The organism is Stenotrophomonas sp. CS3K5, assembly GCF_059515225.1.
The window spans coordinates 247108-268263 of sequence record NZ_JCAKRX010000002.1 but is presented as its reverse complement, the minus strand read 5'-3'; the positions used below and the strand labels follow the sequence as shown (position 1 = coordinate 268263).

18 protein-coding genes are annotated in these 21156 nt (G+C 67.7%); 12 read left to right on the top strand and 6 right to left on the bottom strand.

Annotation, left to right across the window (positions count from 1 at the left end):
• Positions 1–136 precede the first annotated feature (136 nt).
• The 5 genes from AC5YGJ_RS03785 to AC5YGJ_RS03765 all read left to right on the top strand — a co-directional run bounded on the left by AC5YGJ_RS03785 (position 137) and on the right by AC5YGJ_RS03765 (position 5855).
• Complete coding sequence (locus AC5YGJ_RS03785) at positions 137–436, top strand: hypothetical protein (RefSeq protein ID WP_107230649.1); 300 nt, start codon at positions 137–139, stop codon at positions 434–436.
• Positions 437–498: 62 nt separating this feature from the next.
• Positions 499–3258: a magnesium-translocating P-type ATPase gene (mgtA, locus tag AC5YGJ_RS03780; RefSeq protein ID WP_496185774.1), complete on the top strand. Its 2760-nt coding sequence runs from the start codon at positions 499–501 to the stop codon at positions 3256–3258.
• Between the two features lie 31 nt (positions 3259–3289).
• Positions 3290–4027 (top strand): MgtC/SapB family protein, encoded by a 738-nt coding sequence (locus tag AC5YGJ_RS03775; protein ID WP_496185773.1) that lies wholly within the window; start codon positions 3290–3292, stop codon positions 4025–4027.
• Positions 4028–4165: 138 nt separating this feature from the next.
• Positions 4166–5221, top strand: coding sequence for a sensor histidine kinase (locus AC5YGJ_RS03770; protein WP_496185772.1), 1056 nt, complete (start codon positions 4166–4168; stop codon positions 5219–5221).
• Positions 5214–5855, top strand: coding sequence for a response regulator transcription factor (locus AC5YGJ_RS03765; RefSeq protein WP_249843909.1), 642 nt, complete (start codon positions 5214–5216; stop codon positions 5853–5855). Before AC5YGJ_RS03770 ends, AC5YGJ_RS03765 begins: the two co-directional genes overlap by 8 nt.
• Before the next feature lie 14 nt (positions 5856–5869).
• Here AC5YGJ_RS03765 and AC5YGJ_RS03760 read toward each other — a convergent pair whose 3' ends face one another.
• Together AC5YGJ_RS03760 and AC5YGJ_RS03755 are read right to left on the bottom strand one after the other, a co-directional pair.
• Positions 5870–6178, bottom strand: a complete 309-nt coding sequence (locus AC5YGJ_RS03760) for a DUF3224 domain-containing protein (protein WP_496185771.1) — start codon at positions 6176–6178, stop codon at positions 5870–5872.
• 31 nt (positions 6179–6209) lie between these two features.
• Complete coding sequence (locus AC5YGJ_RS03755) at positions 6210–6644, bottom strand: EamA family transporter (protein WP_249843907.1); 435 nt, start codon at positions 6642–6644, stop codon at positions 6210–6212.
• 307 nt (positions 6645–6951) lie between these two features.
• Here AC5YGJ_RS03755 and AC5YGJ_RS03750 point away from each other — a divergent pair, with 307 nt between their 5' ends.
• Genes AC5YGJ_RS03750 through AC5YGJ_RS03740 form a run of 3 tightly spaced genes read left to right on the top strand, consistent with a single transcriptional unit; the run spans position 6952 to position 11108 of the window.
• On the top strand, positions 6952–8148 hold the full coding sequence (locus tag AC5YGJ_RS03750; RefSeq protein WP_409460037.1) for a cell surface protein: 1197 nt from the start codon (positions 6952–6954) through the stop codon (positions 8146–8148).
• Position 8149: 1 nt separating this feature from the next.
• Positions 8150–9649: a DUF6384 family protein gene (locus tag AC5YGJ_RS03745; RefSeq protein ID WP_496185770.1), complete on the top strand. Its 1500-nt coding sequence runs from the start codon at positions 8150–8152 to the stop codon at positions 9647–9649.
• 16 nt (positions 9650–9665) lie between these two features.
• Positions 9666–11108 (top strand): hypothetical protein, encoded by a 1443-nt coding sequence (locus AC5YGJ_RS03740; RefSeq protein ID WP_496185769.1) that lies wholly within the window; start codon positions 9666–9668, stop codon positions 11106–11108.
• On the opposite strand, the gene AC5YGJ_RS03735 is transcribed toward AC5YGJ_RS03740, so the two are convergent.
• Together AC5YGJ_RS03735 and AC5YGJ_RS03730 are read right to left on the bottom strand one after the other, a co-directional pair.
• Positions 11105–12283 (bottom strand): low temperature requirement protein A, encoded by a 1179-nt coding sequence (locus tag AC5YGJ_RS03735; protein WP_496185768.1) that lies wholly within the window; start codon positions 12281–12283, stop codon positions 11105–11107. The two genes, AC5YGJ_RS03740 and AC5YGJ_RS03735, sit on opposite strands and share 4 nt — an antisense overlap.
• A 9-nt stretch (positions 12284–12292) precedes the next feature.
• Positions 12293–12559, bottom strand: coding sequence for a hypothetical protein (locus AC5YGJ_RS03730; RefSeq protein WP_496185767.1), 267 nt, complete (start codon positions 12557–12559; stop codon positions 12293–12295).
• Positions 12560–12763: 204 nt separating this feature from the next.
• On the opposite strand from AC5YGJ_RS03730, the gene AC5YGJ_RS03725 reads away from it, so the two are divergent.
• The 4 genes from AC5YGJ_RS03725 to blaL1 all read left to right on the top strand — a co-directional run bounded on the left by AC5YGJ_RS03725 (position 12764) and on the right by blaL1 (position 17604).
• Positions 12764–13288: an RNA polymerase sigma factor gene (locus tag AC5YGJ_RS03725; RefSeq protein ID WP_496185766.1), complete on the top strand. Its 525-nt coding sequence runs from the start codon at positions 12764–12766 to the stop codon at positions 13286–13288.
• Positions 13285–14127: a FecR family protein gene (locus tag AC5YGJ_RS03720; protein WP_496185765.1), complete on the top strand. Its 843-nt coding sequence runs from the start codon at positions 13285–13287 to the stop codon at positions 14125–14127. Before AC5YGJ_RS03725 ends, AC5YGJ_RS03720 begins: the two co-directional genes overlap by 4 nt.
• A gap of 76 nt (positions 14128–14203) precedes the next feature.
• A complete protein-coding gene (locus AC5YGJ_RS03715) occupies positions 14204–16639 on the top strand; it encodes a TonB-dependent receptor (protein ID WP_496185764.1) in 2436 nt (811 codons plus the stop codon).
• Between the two features lie 95 nt (positions 16640–16734).
• Positions 16735–17604 carry a L1 family subclass B3 metallo-beta-lactamase gene (blaL1, locus tag AC5YGJ_RS03710; RefSeq protein WP_496185763.1) on the top strand — a complete coding sequence of 290 codons (870 nt, stop codon included), beginning with the start codon at positions 16735–16737 and terminating at the stop codon, positions 17602–17604.
• A 77-nt stretch (positions 17605–17681) separates the two neighbouring features.
• Here blaL1 and AC5YGJ_RS03705 read toward each other — a convergent pair whose 3' ends face one another.
• Positions 17682–18224 (bottom strand): DUF411 domain-containing protein, encoded by a 543-nt coding sequence (locus AC5YGJ_RS03705; RefSeq protein ID WP_496185762.1) that lies wholly within the window; start codon positions 18222–18224, stop codon positions 17682–17684.
• Positions 18225–18706: 482 nt separating this feature from the next.
• On the bottom strand, positions 18707–20992 hold the full coding sequence (locus tag AC5YGJ_RS03700; protein ID WP_249843897.1) for an FdhF/YdeP family oxidoreductase: 2286 nt from the start codon (positions 20990–20992) through the stop codon (positions 18707–18709).
• Between the last annotated feature and the right edge of the window lie 164 nt (positions 20993–21156).

Here is a 21156-nt window from a genome sequence, read left to right as displayed (position 1 = left end):
CAGATGGACCCCGACCCTGCCGGGCGCGATGCGCCCCGCACGCCCGCTTGCTGCCTGTTCCTGGTGCCTGGCCGCCGGTCCCTGCCTGCCTGAGTGACGGGGGATCGCCAGGCGCCGCCTGCCTGGAGATCGCCCCATGTCCTACAAGATCCTCTACATCACGTTGCGCCGCCTGATCGGTGAGCGCGATGTCGCCGCCCTGCGCAGCCAGCTGCTGCAGCACGGCCCGGTCATGTTCGCCCGCGCCCTGTCGCTGGGCTCGCCACGCGTGGTGGCCGATGCGCTGTCACTGCTGCCGATCAGCGAGCGCATCAACGTGCTGCGCCACCTGCCCTACCCGCTGCGCGATGCGATGAAGCCGCTGTGCATCGGCGGCAGCCAGCGCCTGCACATGCAGCCATGGTCGCCGGCCGTGCTGGCCATGCGCCACGCCTGAGCTGTTCCATCCCATCCGTTCGTGTTCCGGCCGCGGCCGGCTCTGACATTCGAGGAGTTCCCATGAGCCTGCTCAACGCCTGGTTCAATGCCTTCCTGCGCAGCCGTCGCGCAGGCAATCTGTTCCGCCGCCGCGCAATGCCCGAGGCTGGTTTCGGCCCGGGCAGCGCGGACGCTGCACCGTTCACGCTGACCACCGGCCTGGTCACCCTCGCCCAGCAGGATGAAGTTCGATTGCTGGACACGCTGGCCTCGCATGCCGATGGCCTCAGCGCGCATGAAGCCGAGGCACGCTTGGCCTCGCTCGGCCCCAACGAGGTGGATCACGAAAAGCCGCTGCCGTGGTGGCGGCACCTGTGGCAGTGCTACCGCAATCCGTTCAACCTGCTGTTGAGTGTGCTGGCAGCCGTGTCGTGGCTGACCGAGGACGTCAAGGCGACGATCGTGATCGGTGCGATGGTGCTGCTCTCCACCCTGATCCGCTTCGTGCAGGAAGGCCGTTCCAACCGGGCCGCCGAGCGGCTGAAGGCGCTGGTCGGCAACACCGCGCGCGTGCTGCGACGCAATCCGGGCACCGAGGCGGCCGATGTGGCCGACCAGTACTTCGGCGCGCATCTGCACAGCCGAGGCCCGGCGCGGCTGTTGGACCTGCCGATCCGCGAGCTGGTGCCTGGTGACCACATCGTGCTGTCGGCCGGCGACATGATTCCCGCCGACTGCCGCGTGCTGACCGCCAAGGATCTGTTCGTCGCACAGGCGGCGATGACCGGCGAGTCGCTGCCGGTAGAGAAGTTTGCCCACCCGGGCGACGGCCTGGCCGGCCTGCTGGAGCAGCACAACCTGTTGTTCATGGGCACCAATGTGGTCTCGGGCACCGCCACCGCGGTGGTGCTGGCCACCGGCAACCGCACCTACTTCGGCACGCTGGCCCAGCGCAGCACCGCCACCGACCGTGCGCCGACCGCCTTCCAGGCCGGCGTCAACAGCGTCAGCTGGCTGTTGATCCGTTTTGCGCTGGTGATGGTGCCGTTCGTGCTGCTGATCAACGGCTGGACCAAGGGTGACTGGACCGAAGCCTTCCTGTTCGCGCTGTCGGTGGCGGTGGGCCTGACCCCGGAGATGCTGCCGATGATCGTCACCTCCACCCTCGCCAAGGGCGCGGTGCTGCTGTCGCGGCGCAAGGTGATCGTCAAGCGCCTGGACGCGATCCAGAACTTCGGCGCGATGGAGGTGTTGTGCACCGACAAGACCGGCACCCTCACCCAGGACCGGATCGCGCTGGAGCGGCACACCGATGTGTTCGGCCATGACTCGGAGGACGTGCTGAAGTTCGCCTACCTCAACAGCCACTTCCAGACCGGGCTGATCAACCTGCTCGACCGCGCGGTGCTGGAGCACGTGGAGCTGCAGAGCTCGCTGCGGCTGTCGCAGGACTACCACAAGGTGGATGAGATCCCGTTCGACTTCCAGCGCCGCCGCATGTCGGTGGTGGTCTCCGAACGCGAGGACCACCATGAGCTGATCTGCAAGGGCGCGGTGGAGGAGATGCTGGCGGTGTGCAGCACCGTGCGCGAGAACGGCCAGGACATGCCGCTGGACGAGCAGCGCCTGGCCCGCGTGCGGCAGACCACCGAAGAACTGAACGAACAGGGCCTGCGCGTGGTGGCGGTGGCGATGAAGGAGACCGCCGCCAGCCAGAGCGTGTACTCGCAGGCCGATGAGTGTGCGCTGACCCTGGTCGGCTACGTCGCCTTCCTCGACCCGCCGAAGGAATCGGCCGCACAGGCGCTGCAGGCACTTGCCACGCACGGGGTGGAGGTGAAGGTATTCACCGGCGACAACGAGCTGGTCACCGCCCGCGTGTGCGCCCAGGTCGGGCTGGATGCCGACACCATCCTGACCGGCCCGCAGATCGAGCGCATGGATGACGGCGCGTTGTCGCGGGCGCTGCACCACCACCGCGTGTTCGCCCGGCTGACGCCGCTGCACAAGGAGCGCCTGGTGCGCGAGCTGCGCGCCCAGGGAAAGGTGGTCGGTTTCCTCGGTGACGGCATCAACGACGCCCCGGCGCTGCGTGCGGCCGACATCGGCATCAGCGTGGACAGCGCCGTGGACATTGCCAAGGAGGCCGCCGACATCATCCTGCTGGAAAAGAACCTGATGGTGCTGGAGGAAGGCGTCATCCAGGGCCGGCGCACGTTCAACAACATGCTCAAGTACATCCGCATGACCGCCAGCTCCAACTTCGGCAATGTGTTCTCGGTGCTGGTGGCCTCGGCGTTCCTGCCGTTCCTGCCGATGCTGCCGTTGCAGCTGCTGGTGCAGAACCTGCTGTACGACATCTCGCAGATCGCCATTCCGTTCGACAACGTGGATGAAGAGCTCGTGCGCAGGCCGCTGAAGTGGAATCCGGCCGATATCGGGCGCTTCATGGTGTTCTTCGGGCCGATCAGTTCGATCTTCGACCTGACCTGCTTTGCGCTGATGTGGTACGTGTTCGACGCGCGTACCGCCGCCGACCAGAGCCTGTTCCAGTCCGGCTGGTTCGTGGTTGGCCTGCTGACCCAGACCCTGATCGTGCACATGATCCGCACCCCGAAGCTGCCGTTCCTGCAGAGCATCGCTGCGCCGCCGCTGCTGCTGATGACCGGCTTGATCATGGCCGTGGGCGTGGCGTTGCCGATGAGCCCGTTGGCCGGCTACTTCAAGCTGCAGGCCCTGCCGGCCGGCTACTGGCCGTTCCTGGTGGCGATCCTGTTCGGCTATGCGGTGCTGACCACCGCGCTGAAACGCTTCTACATCCGTCGCTACGGCTGGCAGTAACGGCCCGGCGCCCTGTCCAGGGAGAAACATATTGGACATCAATCCGAACCTGCCGGCGTTCAACGCCGGCGCGACCCTCAGCTCGCTGATCAGCCTGTCGGTGGCCTTCGTGCTGGGCACGGTCATCGGCCTGGAGCGGCAGCTGCGCCAGCGCACCGCCGGCCTGCGCACCAACACGCTGGTGGCAGTGGGCGCAGCGGTGTTCGTCGACCTGGCCGTACGCTTCCATGACCTGTATGGCGGCCCGCCGTCGCCGCTGCATGTGGTGGCCTACGTGATCTCCGGCGTCGGCTTCCTCGGTGCCGGCGCGATCATGAAGGATGGCGCGCAGGTGTCCGGCCTGAACACCGCCGCCACCCTGTGGGGTTCGGCAGCAGTGGGCGCATGTGCCGGCATCAAGCTGCTGCCGGAAGCGGTGATGGCTGCCGTGTTCGTGCTGGCCGCCAATACCCTGCTGCGACCGGTGGTGAACCGCATCCAGCGGCAACCGCTCCCGGAAGCCTTCAGCGAGGCGACCTATGCGATCAACGTGGTCTGCCAGCGCGAGCAGCAGGCCGAGGTGCTCGACCAGCTGTTGCTGCTGCTGGAGCAGGCGCAGTACCCGGTGCGTGCGGTGGACCAGCGCCCCTTCGGCGAACGGGATGTTGAACTCGAAGCGGTGCTGTACGCCACCACGGTCGATGCCGCCGAGCTGGATGCGGTGCTGGCAACCCTGGCCACCACGCCCGGCGTGCTGCAGGGATTCTGGAACGCCAGCCTTGACGGGTAGTGCCGGCCGCCGGCCGGCAACCTCATGGACTCCGGCAACACCATGCAGCTGCCGGCCAGCGGCCGGCACTACCGGGCGCGCGCGTGCCGGCCGACGGCGCTTTGCTATCCTTTCCACCCACGCCAGGGAGCTGTTCCGATGCCATCGCTGTCGCCCCGTCGCCCGCTGGTGCTGCTGGCCCTGATCGTCGTGATGGCGGCGATCTTCCTGCTCGATACCCTCACTGATTATGCCGTCGCGGCGGCCTGCTTCTACGCTGCGGTCATTCTTGCCGCCTCGCGCGTGCTGGGCGCGCGCGGGCTGATCACCCTGGCCATCGCCTGCGTCGCACTCACCGCGCTGAGCTTCTTCCTGACCCGCTTCGGCACCTACCGCATCGGCCTGGTCAATTCGGTGATCGGCATGCTGGTCATCGGCATCACCACCTACCTCGCGCTGAACATGGAAGCGGCCAAGGCGGCGGTGCAGGAAGCGCAGGGCCGGCTGCTGCGGGTCGCGCGGGCGTCCACCGTGGGCGAGCTGACCACCTCCATCGCGCATGAAGTGAACCAGCCGCTGGCGGCCATCGCCAGCAGTGCCGAGGCGTGCCAGCGCTGGCTGGCACAAGACCCGCCGAACGTGAACAAGGCGCGGCAGACCGTGGCCCGGATCCTGGCCGACGCGCACCGCGCCGGCGATGTGATCGCCCGCATCCGTGGCCTGACCCAGGGCGCGGCGCCGGAACGTCGCGCCTTCGACCTGAACCAGGCCGTCGAGGAAATGCTCGCACTCTCGCGCAGCGAGCTGGATCGGCATGGCGTAGTCGTCGCCCTGCTACTGGAGGCCGATCTGCCCCCCGTGCGAGCCGATCGTGTGCAGGTGCAGCAGGTCATCGGCAACCTGATCCTCAACGCCGTGGACGCCATGGAGCCAGTGCCCACCGCCGACAGGCGCCTGTCGCTGCACACCCGGCGCGACGGCCCCTGGATCAGCCTCAGCGTGCGCGACCGCGGCGTGGGCCTGCCGGCCGACCAGCCCGAGCGGGTGTTCGATGCGTTCTGGACCACCAAGTCACACGGGCTTGGGCTCGGCCTGAGCCTGAGCCGTTCGATGATCGAGGCCAACCACGGCCGGATCCGAGCTGAGCGACCCGCCGGTGGTGGCGCCTGCTTCGTGTTCGAGCTGCCCATCGCCACGGAAGCGCCCCATGCGTAAGCCTGCTGCCCCCCCCGCCGATCCGGCACCCATCGTCTACGTGGTCGACGACGATCCGTCGGTGCGCGCCGCGCTGGAAGACCTGCTGGCCTCGATGGGCTTGCAGGTTCGGGCCTTCGCCTCGACCCAGGCCTTCCTCGAGCACGAACGGGAAGATGCACCGGCCTGCCTGGTGCTGGACGTGCGCATGCCCGGCCAGAGTGGTCTGGAGTTCCATCGCACGATGGGCAACCTCGGCCTGCAGCTGCCCGTGGTGTTCATCACCGGCCACGGTGACATCGCGATGGGCGTCAACGCGATCAAGGACGGCGCCATCGAGTTCCTGACCAAACCGTTCCGTGACCAGGAACTGCTGGATGCGATCCACAAGGGCATCGACATCGACCGCCAGCGGCGCCGCGAAGGCGAGGCGCTGGACGCGCTGCAGCAGCGCTGGAACACGCTCAACCCAGGCGAGCGCGAGGTGGTTGATGGCGTGGTGCGCGGCCGCCTCAACAAGCAGATCGCCGGCGACCTCGGGGTCAGCGAAATCACGGTGAAGGTGCGTCGCGCGCAGGTGATGCGCAAGATGGGCGCGCGCACCCTGGTCGATCTGGTGCGCATGTACGACCGCTTGCAGGCAGGCCCGGGCTGACTGCGGTCAGCCGTCTAGCCCGCATCCGGCAGGCTGTACAGCAGCCGGTAGTCGTGGCGTCCCTGGGTGATGCTGATCTCCAGCGTCCCGGCCAGGCCCTGCAGGCCATCGCTGCCCGAATCAGGCACCACCACCACGCTCAGCTCGGGCACGTACCCGGCCGAGCCTTCCACCGGCGTGCGGAATGCCAGCATCTGGCCGACGCTGCTGCCCTGCAGATCGCCATGGAAGATCTTGTCGATCGACAGCACGCCGATCGGGCCGTCGTTGCCGCCGATCGGCAGCAGAGTCACCTCAAAGGTCCCGCGTGCTTCGCCCTGCATCCCGCACCCCCGGTTGATGGATGGATTCCGGCTACTTCTTCGTCGCCAGTACGATCACCCCGGCCAGCACCAGGCCGATGCCGCTCCATTCGCGCAGGCTCGGCCGCTCATCCAGCAGCAGGTAGGCCAGCACGATCACCAGCACTACGCTGAACTTGTCGACCACCGCCACCTTGGCCAGTTCGCCACCCTGCAGCGCACGGAAGTAGAACAACCACGAGGCGCCGGTCGCCAGCGCCGACAGTACCAGGAACAACTGGGTACGCCCGGGCAGCAACAACGGGTTGGACCATTTACCGGTCATCACCACCATCGGCACGATCACCGCAGCGACCACCAATGTGCGGAGGGCCATGGCCAGGTCCGAATCGACCCCCTTGACGCCAATCTTGGCGAACAACGCGGTCAGCGCCGCGAACACGGCAGACAACCCGGCCCACACCAGCCACTGCGGTAGGTTCTGCACGGTCGCCTCGCAGGTCGCCCTCGATGGACGTCCGGCAAACGCTACTCCACCCTGCCATCGGTGGGGCTTCACCTGACCCTCACCCTCGCTACAATGGGCCCAGAATCGCCAGGGGGCGATCTGCAGGGAACGCGTCATCCATGCTCGACCAGGACACCCTCCCCGCCCGCATCGGGCCGGTGGCCCTTGCCCGGGCCACCCTGCCGCGCAGCCGATGGCTGCCGCGCCCCATTCCCTTCGTTGCGCAGCACCCTGCCCGCTCGGCGCGGCAGGTTCCTCATTGCACGCCCTGACCGGAGCCATCGACATGTCCGACAACACCCTCCTTGCCACGCCGGCCGCTGCGGCGCCGATCAAGTACCTGGACCGCGCCATGGCCACCCTGCGCAGCCTGGGCCTGGCTGCACCGCAGGAGAACAACGCGCCTGCCGTCGCGCTGGTCTCGCAGCTGGCGACGCTGGACCAGGGCCGCGTGGTGGCGATCGCACGCGTGCTGCAGCAGTCGGGGCACTTCAATGCCGTGATGCGTGATGAAATCAGCTCGGCCAAGGTCTCCGACCGCTACACCGAGATCATCCGCGCCTTCGACAGCATCCGTGACGATGCCAGCAACATGGTCAAGCAGGTCAGCGACGGCAAGATCGACATGGGCGAGCGCCTGCAGAACCTGTGGATGAAGGTCACCCGCGGCGACATTCCCAGCCGCTTCGAAAAGATCCGCCACACTTTCCTTGACGTCAGCCGCGATTCGGCCGAGCAGCTGCAGCGCGAGTCGCGCGTACTGGAGATGTACGGCGATTTCCGCCTGTCGATCAAGGACGCCGAAATCCAGGCCCACGAGCTGCTGAAACTACAGGAACAGGCGCTGGCCGATGCGCGCGACGTACTGAAGCAGGCCCAGCAGCGCGTGGAATCCGCCGACCCGGCCGCCGATGCCGCCGACACCGGGCGCCTGGTGATGGCGCGCGATGAGGCCCTGCGCAATCAGCAGAACGAGGAATCGCGCTTCCAGCTGGCCAAGGACCTGGCAGAGAACCTGCAGGTCAACTACGCCACCTCCGAGGCGATCATGCTGCGCGTGCACCAGTCGCACGAGGTCAAGCGCCGCGTCAACGAGCGTTCGGTGGTGTTCTTTTCCACCAATGAAACCAGCTTCACCGCCTTGAACCTGGCCTTCACCACGCAGATGGGCCTGCACGAATCCACCCAGGCGCTCAACGCAATGACCGAGGGCACCTCCAAGGGCCTGGAGGCGGTCGCCGGCATCGGCGACGAGGTACTGCACCAGGGCCTGAAGGCCGGCTACGGCGGCACCATCGGTGTCGATTCGGTACGCAAGCTGGTCGATGCGGTGGTGCGTTTCCAGGAGACGTCGCTGCAGGAGATCGAGCAGCTGCGCAGCCAGGCCAGCCGCGATTCGGCGGAAATCGCCAGCTATGTCGAACAGGGCAAGCAGCGCTTCGCCGCTCTGCTGCAGGCACCGCCGAGCCCGGAGCCGCGCTGACGTGAGTGCGACGATGGCACCTGCCGAGCTGCAGGATGCGCTGCTGACCATGGATGTGGTCGACCAGCTGCGCTACCGCAATGCCGAGATGAAGGCACTGGCCGACAGTGGCCACGACAACGCGACGCTGAAGCAACGCCTGCTCGAGCTGTACCGCTCGCAGGGCATCGAGGTTTCCGACGAGATCCTTGAGGCCGGCATCGGGGCCCAGCGCGAACAGCGCTACGTGTACACCGCGCCGCGTGGCTGGAAGGCGTGGCTGGCCAGGCGCTGGATCGATCGCAGGCGGGTGCTCAGATGGGCGCTGATCGTCGCGGCGGCGCTGCTGGCACTCGGCATGGTGCTGCTGCTTGCGCGCGGCTTCGGCGCCTTCGTGCGTGAGGTCAACATCGAGAAGAATGTCCAGGTACTCAACGCCAGGGTCACCGCGCAGCAGCAGGCCATCGGTCTCGCTCGCCACGCGCTGGCCGCGCAGGAACAGGCGCTGCAGGGGCTGTTGCCGCGTACCACGGCCAGCGGTGAGCGCCTGCAACCGCTGACCGAGGGGGCACAGGCCGCGCTGTCTGAAGCGCAGCGGCGCTTCGCCGAGGTGCCGGCAGCGGACACTTTGCTGCCAACCCTGGTGCGCCGCGACCAGGTCACACGGGTCAGCCACGGCAGCACGGCCACCGCCGGCCAGGCCGCTGATTGGGTGGAACAGCAGCGCCAGGCCGCCGAGCAGGCGCTGACGCGGGCACAGCAAGCCCTGCCGGTACTGAGCGAACGGGTCGGCACGCTTGGCAAGGCCGCCGATGCAAGCGAACTGCTCGATGCCACCAACCTGGCCGCCAAGGCCGCACGGCTGACCCCGGATGCCGAACGGCTGCGCGCCCGCATCTACACCGACGGCGACGTGGCCCTGCGTGCTGGCGACATCGCAACAGCTGGCCAGGCCACGGCCACCCTCAAGGAGCTGATCGGCAGTGCCGGCAAGCTGGCCGCGCTCAATGAGCGCCTGGCCCAGCTCAGGACCGACGGCCTGGCCACCGGGGTTGCCGGCGACGACCGCAAGCGCCTGCAGCGTGCGCTGGATCATGCGGCCACCCTGATCCGCGTCGAGACACTGGCCGACGCCGGGCCGGCGCTGGACCAGGTCGCCGGGCTGGTGGCGATGCTGCAGCAGACCCTGGTCTACCGCATCGTCAACCGCGACGATGAGCGCACCGGCGTCTGGCGATACAACGAGAACGCCAATGGCGGGCGCAACTACTACCTGGTGACCGAGGCGCTGGACGAATCAGGCAACGCCGCCACCATCACCGTCCGCAACGAGGAAACCGGCAAGGACGAACAGGTCACGCTGTTTGGCGTGCGCGTGCCACAGGCCACCTACAACCGTGTGGCGGCCGACAAGCAGGACAACGGCATCATCGAAGACGACCAGATCGGCAGCAAGCCGCGCGGCAGCCTGTCGCCGCGCTTCCGCATGCCCACCACCGGCGGCTACATCACCCAATGGTGATGCCTGAGGAACTGACATGACTGACTTGAATACCGCGTTGGCCGACGTCGAAACCGAGATCGCCGACCTGCAGGCCCGCCTGGCCAGCCAGGGCAACCAATGTCGGGAGCTGGTCAAGGAACAGGACGTGCTGCGCGAGCAGACCCGTGCCGATTTCGATGCACTGGCCCGGCTGCAGGCCGAGGCCAGCAACGAGGTTGAACCTGCCGTTGCCCGCGATCTGCTGCTGCAGTCGCGTGCCGACCTGGACCGCCGTGAACGCAAAGGCCGTACGCTGGACGACGAACTGAAGCGGCTGCTGGATGAGGAGCAGGCATTGCAGCAGCGCTCGCTCGATGCCGCAGCCGCGCGTGATGCCGCCGGCGAGCGGCTGCAGCAGCTGCGGGATCAGGTGGAGGCCACACTGCGCAGTGACAGCGACTTCCTGGCCCAGCTGGACACGCTGCAGCTGGCACAGGCGCGATGGGATACCGCTGAGCGCATGGCCGCTTCGGCCCATGCCGAACATGACGCCAAGGCTGGTGCCTACCAGGCCGACCCGATCTTCATGTACCTGCTGTCGCGCGACTTCGGCGGCAGCGGCTACCGTGGCTGGCCGCTGCTGCGCACCGTCGATGGATGGCTGGCCGAGCTGTGCGGCTACGACCGTGCCCGCCGCGAGTACCGTACCCTGACCGAGCTGCCGGGCTACCTGCAACAGCATGCGGCGCAGGCCCGCGAAGAAGCCGAGCAGGCGCACGCCCCGGTACAGGCCGCCCGCGATTCAGCCGCGGCGCTGTCCGGTGGCGGTGTGCTGAGCAGCATCCTGCGGGATGCGCAGGGTGCCTTGGCCCAGGCACTGCTGGACGAACAGCGGCAACGCCAGGCGGTGGATGCCCAGCAGGCGAGGATCACCGACTTCCGCAGCTGGTCCGACACCGAGGGCCGTTCGGTGCTGGTCACCCTGGCGCGCGCCCTGTCCTCGCGCAACCTCGACGATCTGTACCGCCGCGTCGCCGCTACTGCCACGGCCGAGGACGATGCGGTGCTGGAGCGGATCCATGCCCGTCGCCTGCGCCTGGCAGAGATCGAAGGAAGCGTCGGCCAGCACACGAGCGACATGGAGACGCTGAAGGCGTCGCTGGCATCGCTGCAGGCCACCCGCCGCAGCTACCAGCTGGCGCTCGATGCCGAGCGCAGCAGCTATCGCGCCCCGGCCCGCAGCGTCGCCGAGCCGATCATGACCTCGCTGTTCGCCACCGCCAGCAGCCGCCCGCGGCGCTCCAGCACCACCTCTTCCGGCGGCCTGTTCGATTGGGGATCGAGCAGTTCCAGCAGCTCGGACTCCCGTTCGAGTTTCTGGTCGGGCTCCAGTTCCAGTTCCAGCACCCGCTCGGACTCCGGTTCCAGCAGCGGCGGCTTCCGCAGCGGTGGCGGTATCAGCGGCGGTGGCGGCTTCAAGACCGGGGGCGGCTTCTAGCCGCTTGCCTGCTGGATGCGCCGCTTCAGTCGTGTATCCAGCAGCCCCACACCCAGCAGCACCAGGCTGGTCAACCAGCCGGCTGCCAGCAGGTGGGTAAGTGGCAGCAGCAGGCCCAGCACGAGCAGTGCCACGGCGCCGTACAGATGCGAGCGTGGCGCCCGGCCATACACCACGCGCTTGTACAGCGCGCTGCCCAGCAGGTAGATCAGCGGGCCAGCCACCATCAGCGCGGCGTACGCCGGCGTCACCGCCGCCTCCGGGTGGTCCATCACCAGGTCGTTGCCGACCGCGGTGGCAATGATGCCGGCGATCAGCAGCGCATGCACATAGTGGAAGTTGGCGCCCATCCGCCCCGGATCGTCGGCATGGGTGATCGCCTCGGTGGCGTCGCCGCTGGAGATGCCGAAATACAGCCACCACATGGCGAGGGTTCCGGCGAAGGTGGCCAGCACGGCAGACACCACCGCACCGCTCCAGTGCTCCACCTCGCTGAGCACACCGCCGGTGGCCAGCAATGTCTCTCCCAGCGCGACGATGACGAACAGCTGGCAGCGCTCGGCCAGATGCCCACCTTCGATGGTCCATTCGCGGGTGTGCGAGCGGCCCAGCCCGGGAAAGGCAAAACCGAACATCGGCGAAACGTACTCGCAGGCCACCGCCAGCACCCACAGCGCCAGCCGTGCATGGCCCTCGGCCGCCGCACCGGCCAGCCAGAAACAGGCCGACACGCACACCCAGGCCAGCATGCGGCGGAAGTTCGGCGCCAACGCATGCGTGCCTCCCACCTCGTACAGCACAAAGGCGGTGCGCCCCACCTGCATCGTCGCGTAGGCCCCGGCGAACACCCAGGCGCGGTCGGCAAAGGCCTCGGGAATGGAGGAGGACATCAGCAGTGCCAGCAGCATCGTGGCAAACAACAGCCCGCGGATGCGCGGCGCCTGCGGGTCGAACCAGTTGCTGACCCAGCAGGCGTACTGCCAGCCCAGCCAGACCGCAAACCACAGCACCAGCGTCTGCAGCACCCCGGCCAGCCCCAGGTGGTGCAGCAGGTGGTGGCTGAGCTGGGTGACCGCGAACACGTACACCAGATCGAAGAACAGCTCTTCGTAGGTGACCCGGGCGTGGTGGCCATCGCGCTGGCGCAGCGCCGGCAGGCGCAGGGGTGTGCTCATCGGACGCCCTCAGCGCGCCAGGCGCCAGTAGACAAGACCGGCCAGCAGCGCCGGCACCGCAAACACCAGCAGCAGGATCGGTACCTCTTCCCTGAAGGCGTAGCCGGCCCGGCAGACCCCCACCCACAGATTGGCCAGCGCCAGCACCAGCCAGGTGGCAACGAAGGCCAGCAACGCCGCCGGCAACTGCGAGCTGCCCACGCTCCAGAGACGCCCGAACAGCATGAACACCGCCAGCAGCAACACACCGGCGATGATGACCAGAAGTACGTGCATGTCTCACTCCCCTCAGCCCGGGTGCAGGCTGGCACGGGCCGATTCTGCGCGCCAGACGATGATCGTGTTTTCACCCTCCAGGCCCACCGAACAATGGCCTGCATCCGGCATGGATAGCAAATGCGAACCGTTCCCATTAATATCCCATCACCGCGCAGGGATCGTCCTGTTGCGCGCCCCGCCTTTCACCCTCGCCCGTTCCGGATGCACGAGTCGCCCTCATCGCCACTGCCCGCCGCACCGCTGCTGTCGTCACTGGTGCGCCACTACGAGGAACTGGTCGACTACCTGCGCCGTCGCTTCCGCTCGCCCGGATTGGCCCGCGAAGTGGTGCACGAGGTCTGTCTGCGCCTGCTTGAGCGCCCGGCCGTGCAGGACGCACGGCAACCGATCGCGCTGTTGCGCCGCATCGCCCACGATGCTGCGGTCGACCGTTGCCGTGCCGAAGACCTGCGCCGGCACTGGGTGGAGCCGCGCGCCGAACTGCCCGATGGCGCCTGCGCGCGACCCGGGCCGGAACAGCGGGCGCAAGGACAGCAGGCGCTGCAGCGCCTGAGCACCACCATTGAACGCATGCCCTGCCGGCGCCAGCAGGTGTTCATCCTGCACAAGATCCACGAACTGCCGCAGGCCGAAGTGGCACAGCGCATGGGGATCGGCCTGAAGGCGGTCGAGCGCCACCTGCGCCTGGCCATGGCCGATTGCCGACTGCACGCCGGGCCGCAATGAAGCCGGTACCTCCACCGCAGCCGCCGACCGAGCCGGCTGCCACCGAACAGGTGCTGGAGCAGCACCGCGACGCGCTGAAGCAGCGCTTTCCGCTGCCGCCGCCGGCCGCCCTGCAGCGCCGACGCGGCGGACGCATCGCAAAGATCGTCCTGCCCGCGCTGCTGGTGGCCATCAGCGCCGTGTACATCGCCGACCCGGCCTGGCAGGTGCGCGACTACCAGACCGCCGTGGGCGAACGGCGCCAGATCACGCTGCCCGATGACAGCCATGTGCTGCTCGATGCCGGTACCCGGCTGCAGGTACGCCGCCACCTGCGTTCGCGGCAGGTGCTGCTGGCACAGGGCCAGGCGCGCTTCGACGTGCAGCATTCGGCGTGGCGGCCGTTCCAGGTCGAGGCCGGGCCGGTGCACGTGCGCAACTACGGCACCGTGTTCGATGTTGACCGCCAGGGCGACCTGAGCGAGGTGACCCTGTGGCGCGGTGAGGTCGGCGTGCGCGTGGAGGGCGGCGGCGCCGAACAGCGGCTGAAGCCTGGGCAGCGCGTGCTCGCGCAGGCGGGCTCACTGTCGCCGCCGGAGCCGGCCAGCCCGGATCGCGCCGACTGGACCCGCGGCCGCCTGCAGTTCGATCGCCTGCCGCTGTCCGAAGTGCTGCGCATCCTGCAGCGCTATCACGACCGCCCGATCGTGCTGGACGATCCGGCGCTGGGCCCGTTGCAGGTCTCCGGCGTGTTCGATGCCGACCGCGCCGAAACCGCCGTGGCGCTGTTGCCGGAGATCCTGCCGGTGCAGGTGCTTACCGCCGCCGACGGCAGCCTGCACCTGCGCGCGCGCCGGTGATCCTCCCTGCAAGGCCGAGGGTGGGTTGCGCGCCGTCCCATCCGGCAGGTGCTTGAACCCCTCCGAAGGACCCTGCATGACCCGCCCCGTTCCGCCCGCCGCCCTGCGCCGGCTGGCCCCCGCCCTGCTCGCGGCCTGCCTGTGCGCCGCGCTGCCCGTTGCCGCGCAGACCCGCGCCCCCGCCACCGTGGAGTTGCACCTGCCGGCCGGTCCACTGCAGGCGTCGCTGAACGCACTGGCCCGGCAGAGCGGCATCCAGCTGCTGTTTGCCGCCGACAGCACCCGCGGCCGCAATGCGCCCGCGCTGGAGGGCCGCTACACCCCGCGCGACGCGCTGCAACGTCTGCTGGCCGGCCACGCGCTGACCCTGCAGGAACGTTCGCCCGGCGTGTTCGTGGTGAGTGCCGCTGCGGCACCGGCACCGGCACCGGCCCCCGCCAAGGCCAGCGCCCCGGCGCGGGCCACCCCGGCCGCGGGCCCGACCTCGCTGGCACGCGTCACGGTCTCGGCTTCCACCGCGCGCATGCCGCAGGGTGAAACCGCCATGCCCAACACCATCACCGTGCTCACCCGCGAGGACATCGCCCAGCAGCTGGCGCTGGGCTCGGACGTATCGCGCGTGCTGTCGGCGCAGATTCCGGCCTTCGCGCCCGCGCGCGAGAAGATGTCCAACTACGGCGAGAGCATGCGTGGCCGCGGCATCCTCTACATGGTCGACGGCGTGCCGCAGTCCACCCCGCTGCGTGATGGCTCGCGCGATTCGCACACCATCGACCCGGCGATGATCGAGCGCATCGAGGTCATCCACGGTGCCAACGCGTTGCAGGGCATCGGCGGCACCGGCGGCATCGTCAACATCATCACCCGCAGTGCCCCCACCGAGCCCGGCGCGTTCCTGCTGGACAGCAACCTGACCTACAGCAGCGCCCTGCCCAATCGCCATGATGACAACGGCCAGCGTGCCTCGGCCCTGGTGGGCGTGCGCGGCGATCGTTTCGACCTCGTCGCCGGCCTCGCCTACGAGCGCCAGGGCCTGTTCCATGACGGCGAAGGCCGCTCGATCGGTACCAATGCGCAGGGCGAGCTGATGGACTCGACCTCCTCCAACGTGTTCGCCAAGCTGGGCTGGAACCTGGCCGAGGGCCATCGCCTGCAGGTGATGGCCAATCGCTACGAGCTGCGCGGGCTGGACAACTACGTGGCGGTGAATGGTGATTTCCGCACCGGCCGGCCGACCCTTTCGGTGCCCGGCGATACGCCGCTGGACCCGCCGATGAACCGCTCGCGTTCACTGACCGTGGATTACAGCGCCGCCGATCTGCTGGGTGGCCGCTTCCAGGCCCAGGCCTTCGCGGTGGATTTCGAAGGACGCTATGGCGCCAGCCAGTGGGATCCGTGGGGCAATACCGGTGCCAGCGCGGCCTGGGACCAGACCCAGAACGAATCGGACAAGCGCGGCTTCAAGCTGACCCAGAGCTGGACCCGCATTGCCGATACCACGCTGGATGTGACCGTGGGCCTGGATGGCCTGCGCGATCGTACCCACCAGGTGCTGCTGGCCAGCGGCATGAACTGGGTACCGTTGACCACCTACCAGAGCCTGTCGCCGCTGCTGCAGCTGCACTGGTGGCCGACCGATCACCTGATGCTGTCCGGCGGCCTGCGTTACGAGAAGGGCGAGCTGGAAGTGGGTGACTACACCACCCTGCCGCGCTACGGCGCGCGCAAGGTGGCCGGTGGCAAGCCGACCATGAGCGAGACGCTGCCCAACATCGGCGCAGTCTGGTACATCAACGACCGCCTCAATGCCTACGCCTCGTATTCGGAAGGCTACACGGTGGCCGACGTCGGCCGCGTGCTGCGCGCGATCAACCGCGACGGCCAGCGCGTGGACACCCTGGTCGACCTGTCGCCGGTGGTGTCGGACAACCGCGAGATCGGCCTGGAGTACGACGACGGCCGCTTCAGCGGTGACATTGCCTACTACACCTCCGAATCGAAGCTCGGTTCGGTGCTGGTCTACGATGCGGGCATCGACGCCTACAACGTGCAGCGCCAGGCCACCCGCGTGGAAGGCTTCGAAAGCAACCTGCGCGTGCGCCTGGGTGATGCCCGCCTGGGCCTGGGCTATGCGCGCGCCAACGGACGCTACGACGCCAACGTCGATGGCCGCCTGGACAGCGACCTGGCCGGTGTCAACATCGCGCCGAACCGGCTGACCGCGTTCTGGGAACAGAACTGGACCCCGCAGCTGAGTACGCGCCTGCAGGCCAGCCATGCCTTCAACCGTGATTTCGACCAGCTCGGCAACCGCGTGGCGACGTTCAACGGCTACACCACGATGGACCTGGTGGCGCGCTACGCGTTGGACAAGCACAGCTTCACCCTGGGCGTGCAGAACCTGGCCAACAGGCAGTACATCAGCTACTACTCGCAGACCACGCCGTCGAATCCGAGCTACTTCGCCGGCCGTGGACGGGTGCTGAGCCTGGGCTGGCAGTACCGGTACTGAGCCATGGCGCCCTTATGGGAGCCATGAAATCTATGCGCGACGTGATGAAGGAGGCCCATGCTAGTTTCTGGGCCTCCTTCATACGAACATGCATCATGCGCAGTTCCCTGCTTGCTTTCGCCCTCACTGCCACACTGCCTGCCACCCAGACGCATGCCAATGAGGCGCCGCTGCCGCAGCTGCGGGCGTACACCGTGGACGCGTCCTGGCTGCAGCCGATGGCACCGCTGCAGATTGCCGACCACACCTGGCAGATCGGCACCGAGAACCTGACCGCGCTGCTGGTACAGACCAGCGAAGGTGCGGTGCTGCTGGACGGCGGCATGCCGCAGATGGCCGACCACCTGCTGGCCAACATGAAAACACGTGGGGTGGCCCCGCAGGATCTGCGATGGATCCTGCTCAGTCATGCGCATGCCGATCACGCAGGACCGGTGGCGGAACTGAAGCGGCGTACCGCTGCGCATCTGGTCGCCAATGCTGAATCGGCCGTGCTGCTGGTGCGCGGCGGCAGCAACGATCTGCACTTCGGCGATGGGATCACCTACCCGCCGGCCAGCGCCGACCGCATCGTCATGGACGGTGAGACTGTCTCCCTCGGTGGCATCACCTTCACCGCCCACTTCATGCCCGGCCACACCCCGGGCAGCACCGCCTGGACCTGGACCGACACCCGCGATGGCAAGCCGTTGCGCATCGCCTACGCCGACAGCCTGAGTGCACCGGGCTACCAGCTGCGTGGCAACGCCCGCTATCCCCGCATGGTCGAGGACTACCGACGCAGCTTCGCTACGGTGCGCGGCCTGCCCTGCGACCTGTTGCTGACCCCGCATCCGGGCGCCAGCCGCTGGGATTATGCGGCCGGCAGCAAGGCGGCGGTCAACGCAATGAGCTGCAACGCCTACGCCGATGAGGCCGAGAAGAAATTCGACGCGCAGCTGGCCAAGGAAACCGCATCGCACTGATCCTGCAGAGCCGAGCCGATGCTCGGCTTGCCGGCCGCAGACAGCCGAGCGTGGGCTCGGCTCTACAGGGAAGGCGATTACGGGTGCTGGGCGAACGGCTCGGTGCCGCCATCGGTGCGCACCAACTCGACGGTGTATGGCTGCACGTAGCCATCGGGCATTTCCATGCCCGGCGAACCGGCCGGCATGCCCGGCAACACCAGCCCACGCGCAGCCGGGCGTTCGGCCAGCAGGCGCTTGATGTCCGCAGCCGGAATGTGGCCTTCCACCACATAGCCGCCGATCTCGGCGGTGTGGCAGGAGGCCTTGCCGACCGGCACGCCGAGGCGGACCTTGATCGGGTTCATGTCGTCGGTATCGCGCACATCCACCTGGAAGCCGGCGGCTTTCAGGTGGTCCACCCAGACGCCGCAGCAGCCACAGCTGGCGGTCTTGTGCACGATCGCAACCGGCAATGCCGGATCGACCTGGGCCACGACGGCCGGTGCAGGTGCAGGTGCAGGTGCAGGTGCAGCTTCGCTGGCGACCGGAGCGACGCTGGATTCGTCGGCAGCGCGCGCGCAGGCGGCGGTGGTAAGAACGGTGCCCAGCAGCAGGCCGAGGGAGAGAGAACGGTTCATGGAATGATTCCTTTGCAGTAGCGGGCAACGCAGCCCGCCGCCCGCGCGTTGAAGGCACAGGCAGAGACAAGAATGTGTCGTGCAATCGAGACGGACGCAGCACGCCCGCAGGGAATCAACCGATGGGGGGGCGCAACGGATCGAGCATCGGCGGCGGCGCGCGTTGCGATGAACTCGCCGCCAGCGGAGCCTCGCGCCAGGGCGAGGCCGGTGTTCGATTCGCGGTCGCCAGCATGCCCAGGCAGGCAGGCGGGCACTCACACTCTCCGCTCTGGCAGGCCATCGAAGCCGCATCATCGCAGCAGCCAGCCGCGGTCATCGCGGCCGAGTGCGGTGCGGCACAGTGCTCCTGCCCGGCTGTTCCGCTGTATGCAGGCAAGGCAAACGCCAGCGCCGGTGCATTCAGCACCAGGGCAACGAGCAGCATCCATCGCAGCAGCAGGCCAGGCAGGTTCACCCGCCGATGATAGCCGATGCAGATGTCACGCAGAGACCGTTGCCATCGCCCGCATCCGCACTGGAATCGACTTGGCCGCCGGGGTGCCACTGATCCGGTCATGGTAATCCAGCGGCAGCAGCGGATTCAGTTCCGGGTAGTAGCCTGCCAATGCACCGCGCGGCATCGGGTAGTCCAGCACGGTGAGCCCCTCGATGCGCCGGTCCACGCCGTCGGCGCTGATCGTTTCCAGGCTGACCAGTGCTTCCTTGGCCAACCCGCGTGCCAGCCGGTCTTCGATGTTCATGAACAGCACCATGCGGTCGTTGTACACGCCACGGTAGCGATCGTTGTAGCTGTAGATGGTGGTGTTGTACTGGTCATGCGAGCGCACGGTAGCCAGCCGCAGCATCTCCGGGTCGTCCACCGGGTCATCCACGTCCAGCCCGGGCATCAGCAGGATGTTGGCCTTGCCATTGGGCGTGGGCCACACCCGGCGGCGCGGCGGGATGTCCAGATGGAAACCGTGCGCCTGCTGGATGCGCGTGTTGAAGCCGGTATAGATCTCCGGGTACACCGCAGCAATCAGCTCGCGGATGGGCGCATAGTCGTACATGCAGCCTGCCCAGTCGACCCGGCTGTGCGGCAATGTGGCCATCGCCATGCGGCAGACGATCTCCACTTCGGGCAGTACTTCGGCACTGACCGGCTCCAGCACGCCGCGCGATGCGGTGACGTTCGACATCGCATCCTCGATGGTGACGAACTGCTCGCCGGCGGGCGTCACGATACGTTCCGAGCGTGCCACCACCGGCAGGATCAGAGCATCACGGCCATGCACCAGATGCCCGCGGTTGAGCTTGGTGGCGATGCCCACGGTCAGCTCCAGGCCGCGCATCGCCTCATAGGCGCGTGGTGTATCGGGCACGGCATGGATGAAGTTGCCGCCCAGACCGATGAATACCTTGGCGCTGCCGTCCAGCATCGCCTCGATCGACTCGACCACATGATGGCCATGTTCGCGCGGCGGATCGAAACCGAACACCTGCTGCACCCGGTCCAGATAGGCCGGCTTGGGCTTCTCGTCGATGCCCACGGTGCGATCGCCCTGCACATTGGAATGCCCGCGGATCGGGCCGATGCCCGCGCCGGGCTTGCCGAAATTGCCGCGCAGCATCAGCAGGTTGGCCACCTGCTGAAGCAGGCGCGAGCCGTACTGGTGCTGGGTCAGGCCCATTCCATAGCAGATTACCGTGGCCTTGGAGCGGATGTAGATTTCCGCACAGCGGCGGATCTGCGCCTGCGAAATGCCGGAGACCCGCACGATCTCCTCCCAGTCCTGCCCCATCACATCCTCGCGCAGCGCCTCCAGGCCCACTGTGTGTTCGGCCAGGAAGTCGTGGTCGAGCACCCGTTCGCCCTGCGCTTCACGCTCGAACATCACCTTCATCATGCCCTTGATCAGCGCCAGGTCGCCGCCGATGCGGATGTGCACGAATTCGCTGGTGATCTCGGTCGAACCGAACGTAGCCATCTGCACCACGTCCTGCGGCTCGGCGAAGCGGATCAGGGCGCGCTCGGGCATCGGGTTGACCGCCACGATTGGAATGCCGCGTTTACGCGCCTCGACCAGGTTGCTCATCATCCGTGGCGAATTGGTGCCGGTGTTCTGGCCGATCACGAAGATCGCCTCGGCGTGCTCGAAGTCCTGCAGCACGATGGTGCCCTTGCCCACCCCGATGGCCGGCGGCAGACCCCGGCTGGTCGGCTCATGGCACATGTTCGAGCAGTCCGGGAAATTGTTGGTGCCGAACTCGCGCACGAAGATCGAATACAGGAACGCCGCTTCGTTGGGCGTGCGCCCGGAGGTGTAGAACTCGGCCTGATGCGGGCTGTCCAGCGCCTGCAGATGACGACCGATCAGCGCGAACGCCTCGTCCCAGCTGCACGGCACGTAGTGATCGGTGGTCGCGTCGTAGCGCATCGGCTCGGTCAGCCGGCCCTGCATCTCCAGCCAGTAGTCGCTCTGCGCCATCAGCTCGGTGACCGTGTGCTGCGCGAACAGCTCGCGACCAGCGCGGAACTGCGTTGCCTCCCAGGCCAGGGCCTTGGCGCCGTTCTCGCAGAACTCCAGCTTCTTGCGCTGGTCGGCATCGGGAAATGCGCAGCTGGGGCATTTGAATCCGCCCGGCTGGTTCATCGCCAGCAGCGCCTTGGAACCCTTGCCGATCACGCTCTGCTGCAGCAGCACCTTGGCGGTGGCGCCGGCGGCACCCCAGCCACCGGCCGGTTGGTTGTAGGGCTTGTAACGCGGCGGCTTCTGCTCGGACATGTTCGGCGACCCGGTCTGAGGAACTCCACGACGAACGGCCGCACAGTATCGGCCGCCTGCGGGCGCCTTGCCCGCCGCTTCAGTCAATCACGGCGCCCTGCCAGCGCGCCAGAGGGCCGTGCTGCTTTGCGGCCAGCCTGGCATGGCAACGGTTACACCCGCGT

Coding starts and splice junctions, on each gene's coding strand:
- AC5YGJ_RS03715 (WP_496185764.1), top strand. CDS start 14,204: ATGACCCGCCCCGTTCCGCCCGCCGCCCTGCGCCGGCTGGCCCCCGCC.
- AC5YGJ_RS03720 (WP_496185765.1), top strand. CDS start 13,285: ATGAAGCCGGTACCTCCACCGCAGCCGCCGACCGAGCCGGCTGCCACC.
- AC5YGJ_RS03705 (WP_496185762.1), bottom strand. CDS start 18,224: ATGAACCGTTCTCTCTCCCTCGGCCTGCTGCTGGGCACCGTTCTTACC.
- AC5YGJ_RS03760 (WP_496185771.1), bottom strand. CDS start 6,178: ATGCAGGGCGAAGCACGCGGGACCTTTGAGGTGACTCTGCTGCCGATC.
- blaL1 (WP_496185763.1), top strand. CDS start 16,735: ATGCGCAGTTCCCTGCTTGCTTTCGCCCTCACTGCCACACTGCCTGCC.
- AC5YGJ_RS03700 (WP_249843897.1), bottom strand. CDS start 20,992: ATGTCCGAGCAGAAGCCGCCGCGTTACAAGCCCTACAACCAACCGGCC.
- AC5YGJ_RS03730 (WP_496185767.1), bottom strand. CDS start 12,559: ATGCACGTACTTCTGGTCATCATCGCCGGTGTGTTGCTGCTGGCGGTG.
- AC5YGJ_RS03750 (WP_409460037.1), top strand. CDS start 6,952: ATGTCCGACAACACCCTCCTTGCCACGCCGGCCGCTGCGGCGCCGATC.
- AC5YGJ_RS03765 (WP_249843909.1), top strand. CDS start 5,214: ATGCGTAAGCCTGCTGCCCCCCCCGCCGATCCGGCACCCATCGTCTAC.
- AC5YGJ_RS03725 (WP_496185766.1), top strand. CDS start 12,764: ATGCACGAGTCGCCCTCATCGCCACTGCCCGCCGCACCGCTGCTGTCG.
- AC5YGJ_RS03770 (WP_496185772.1), top strand. CDS start 4,166: ATGCCATCGCTGTCGCCCCGTCGCCCGCTGGTGCTGCTGGCCCTGATC.
- AC5YGJ_RS03785 (WP_107230649.1), top strand. CDS start 137: ATGTCCTACAAGATCCTCTACATCACGTTGCGCCGCCTGATCGGTGAG.
- AC5YGJ_RS03740 (WP_496185769.1), top strand. CDS start 9,666: ATGACTGACTTGAATACCGCGTTGGCCGACGTCGAAACCGAGATCGCC.
- AC5YGJ_RS03735 (WP_496185768.1), bottom strand. CDS start 12,283: ATGAGCACACCCCTGCGCCTGCCGGCGCTGCGCCAGCGCGATGGCCAC.
- mgtA (WP_496185774.1), top strand. CDS start 499: ATGAGCCTGCTCAACGCCTGGTTCAATGCCTTCCTGCGCAGCCGTCGC.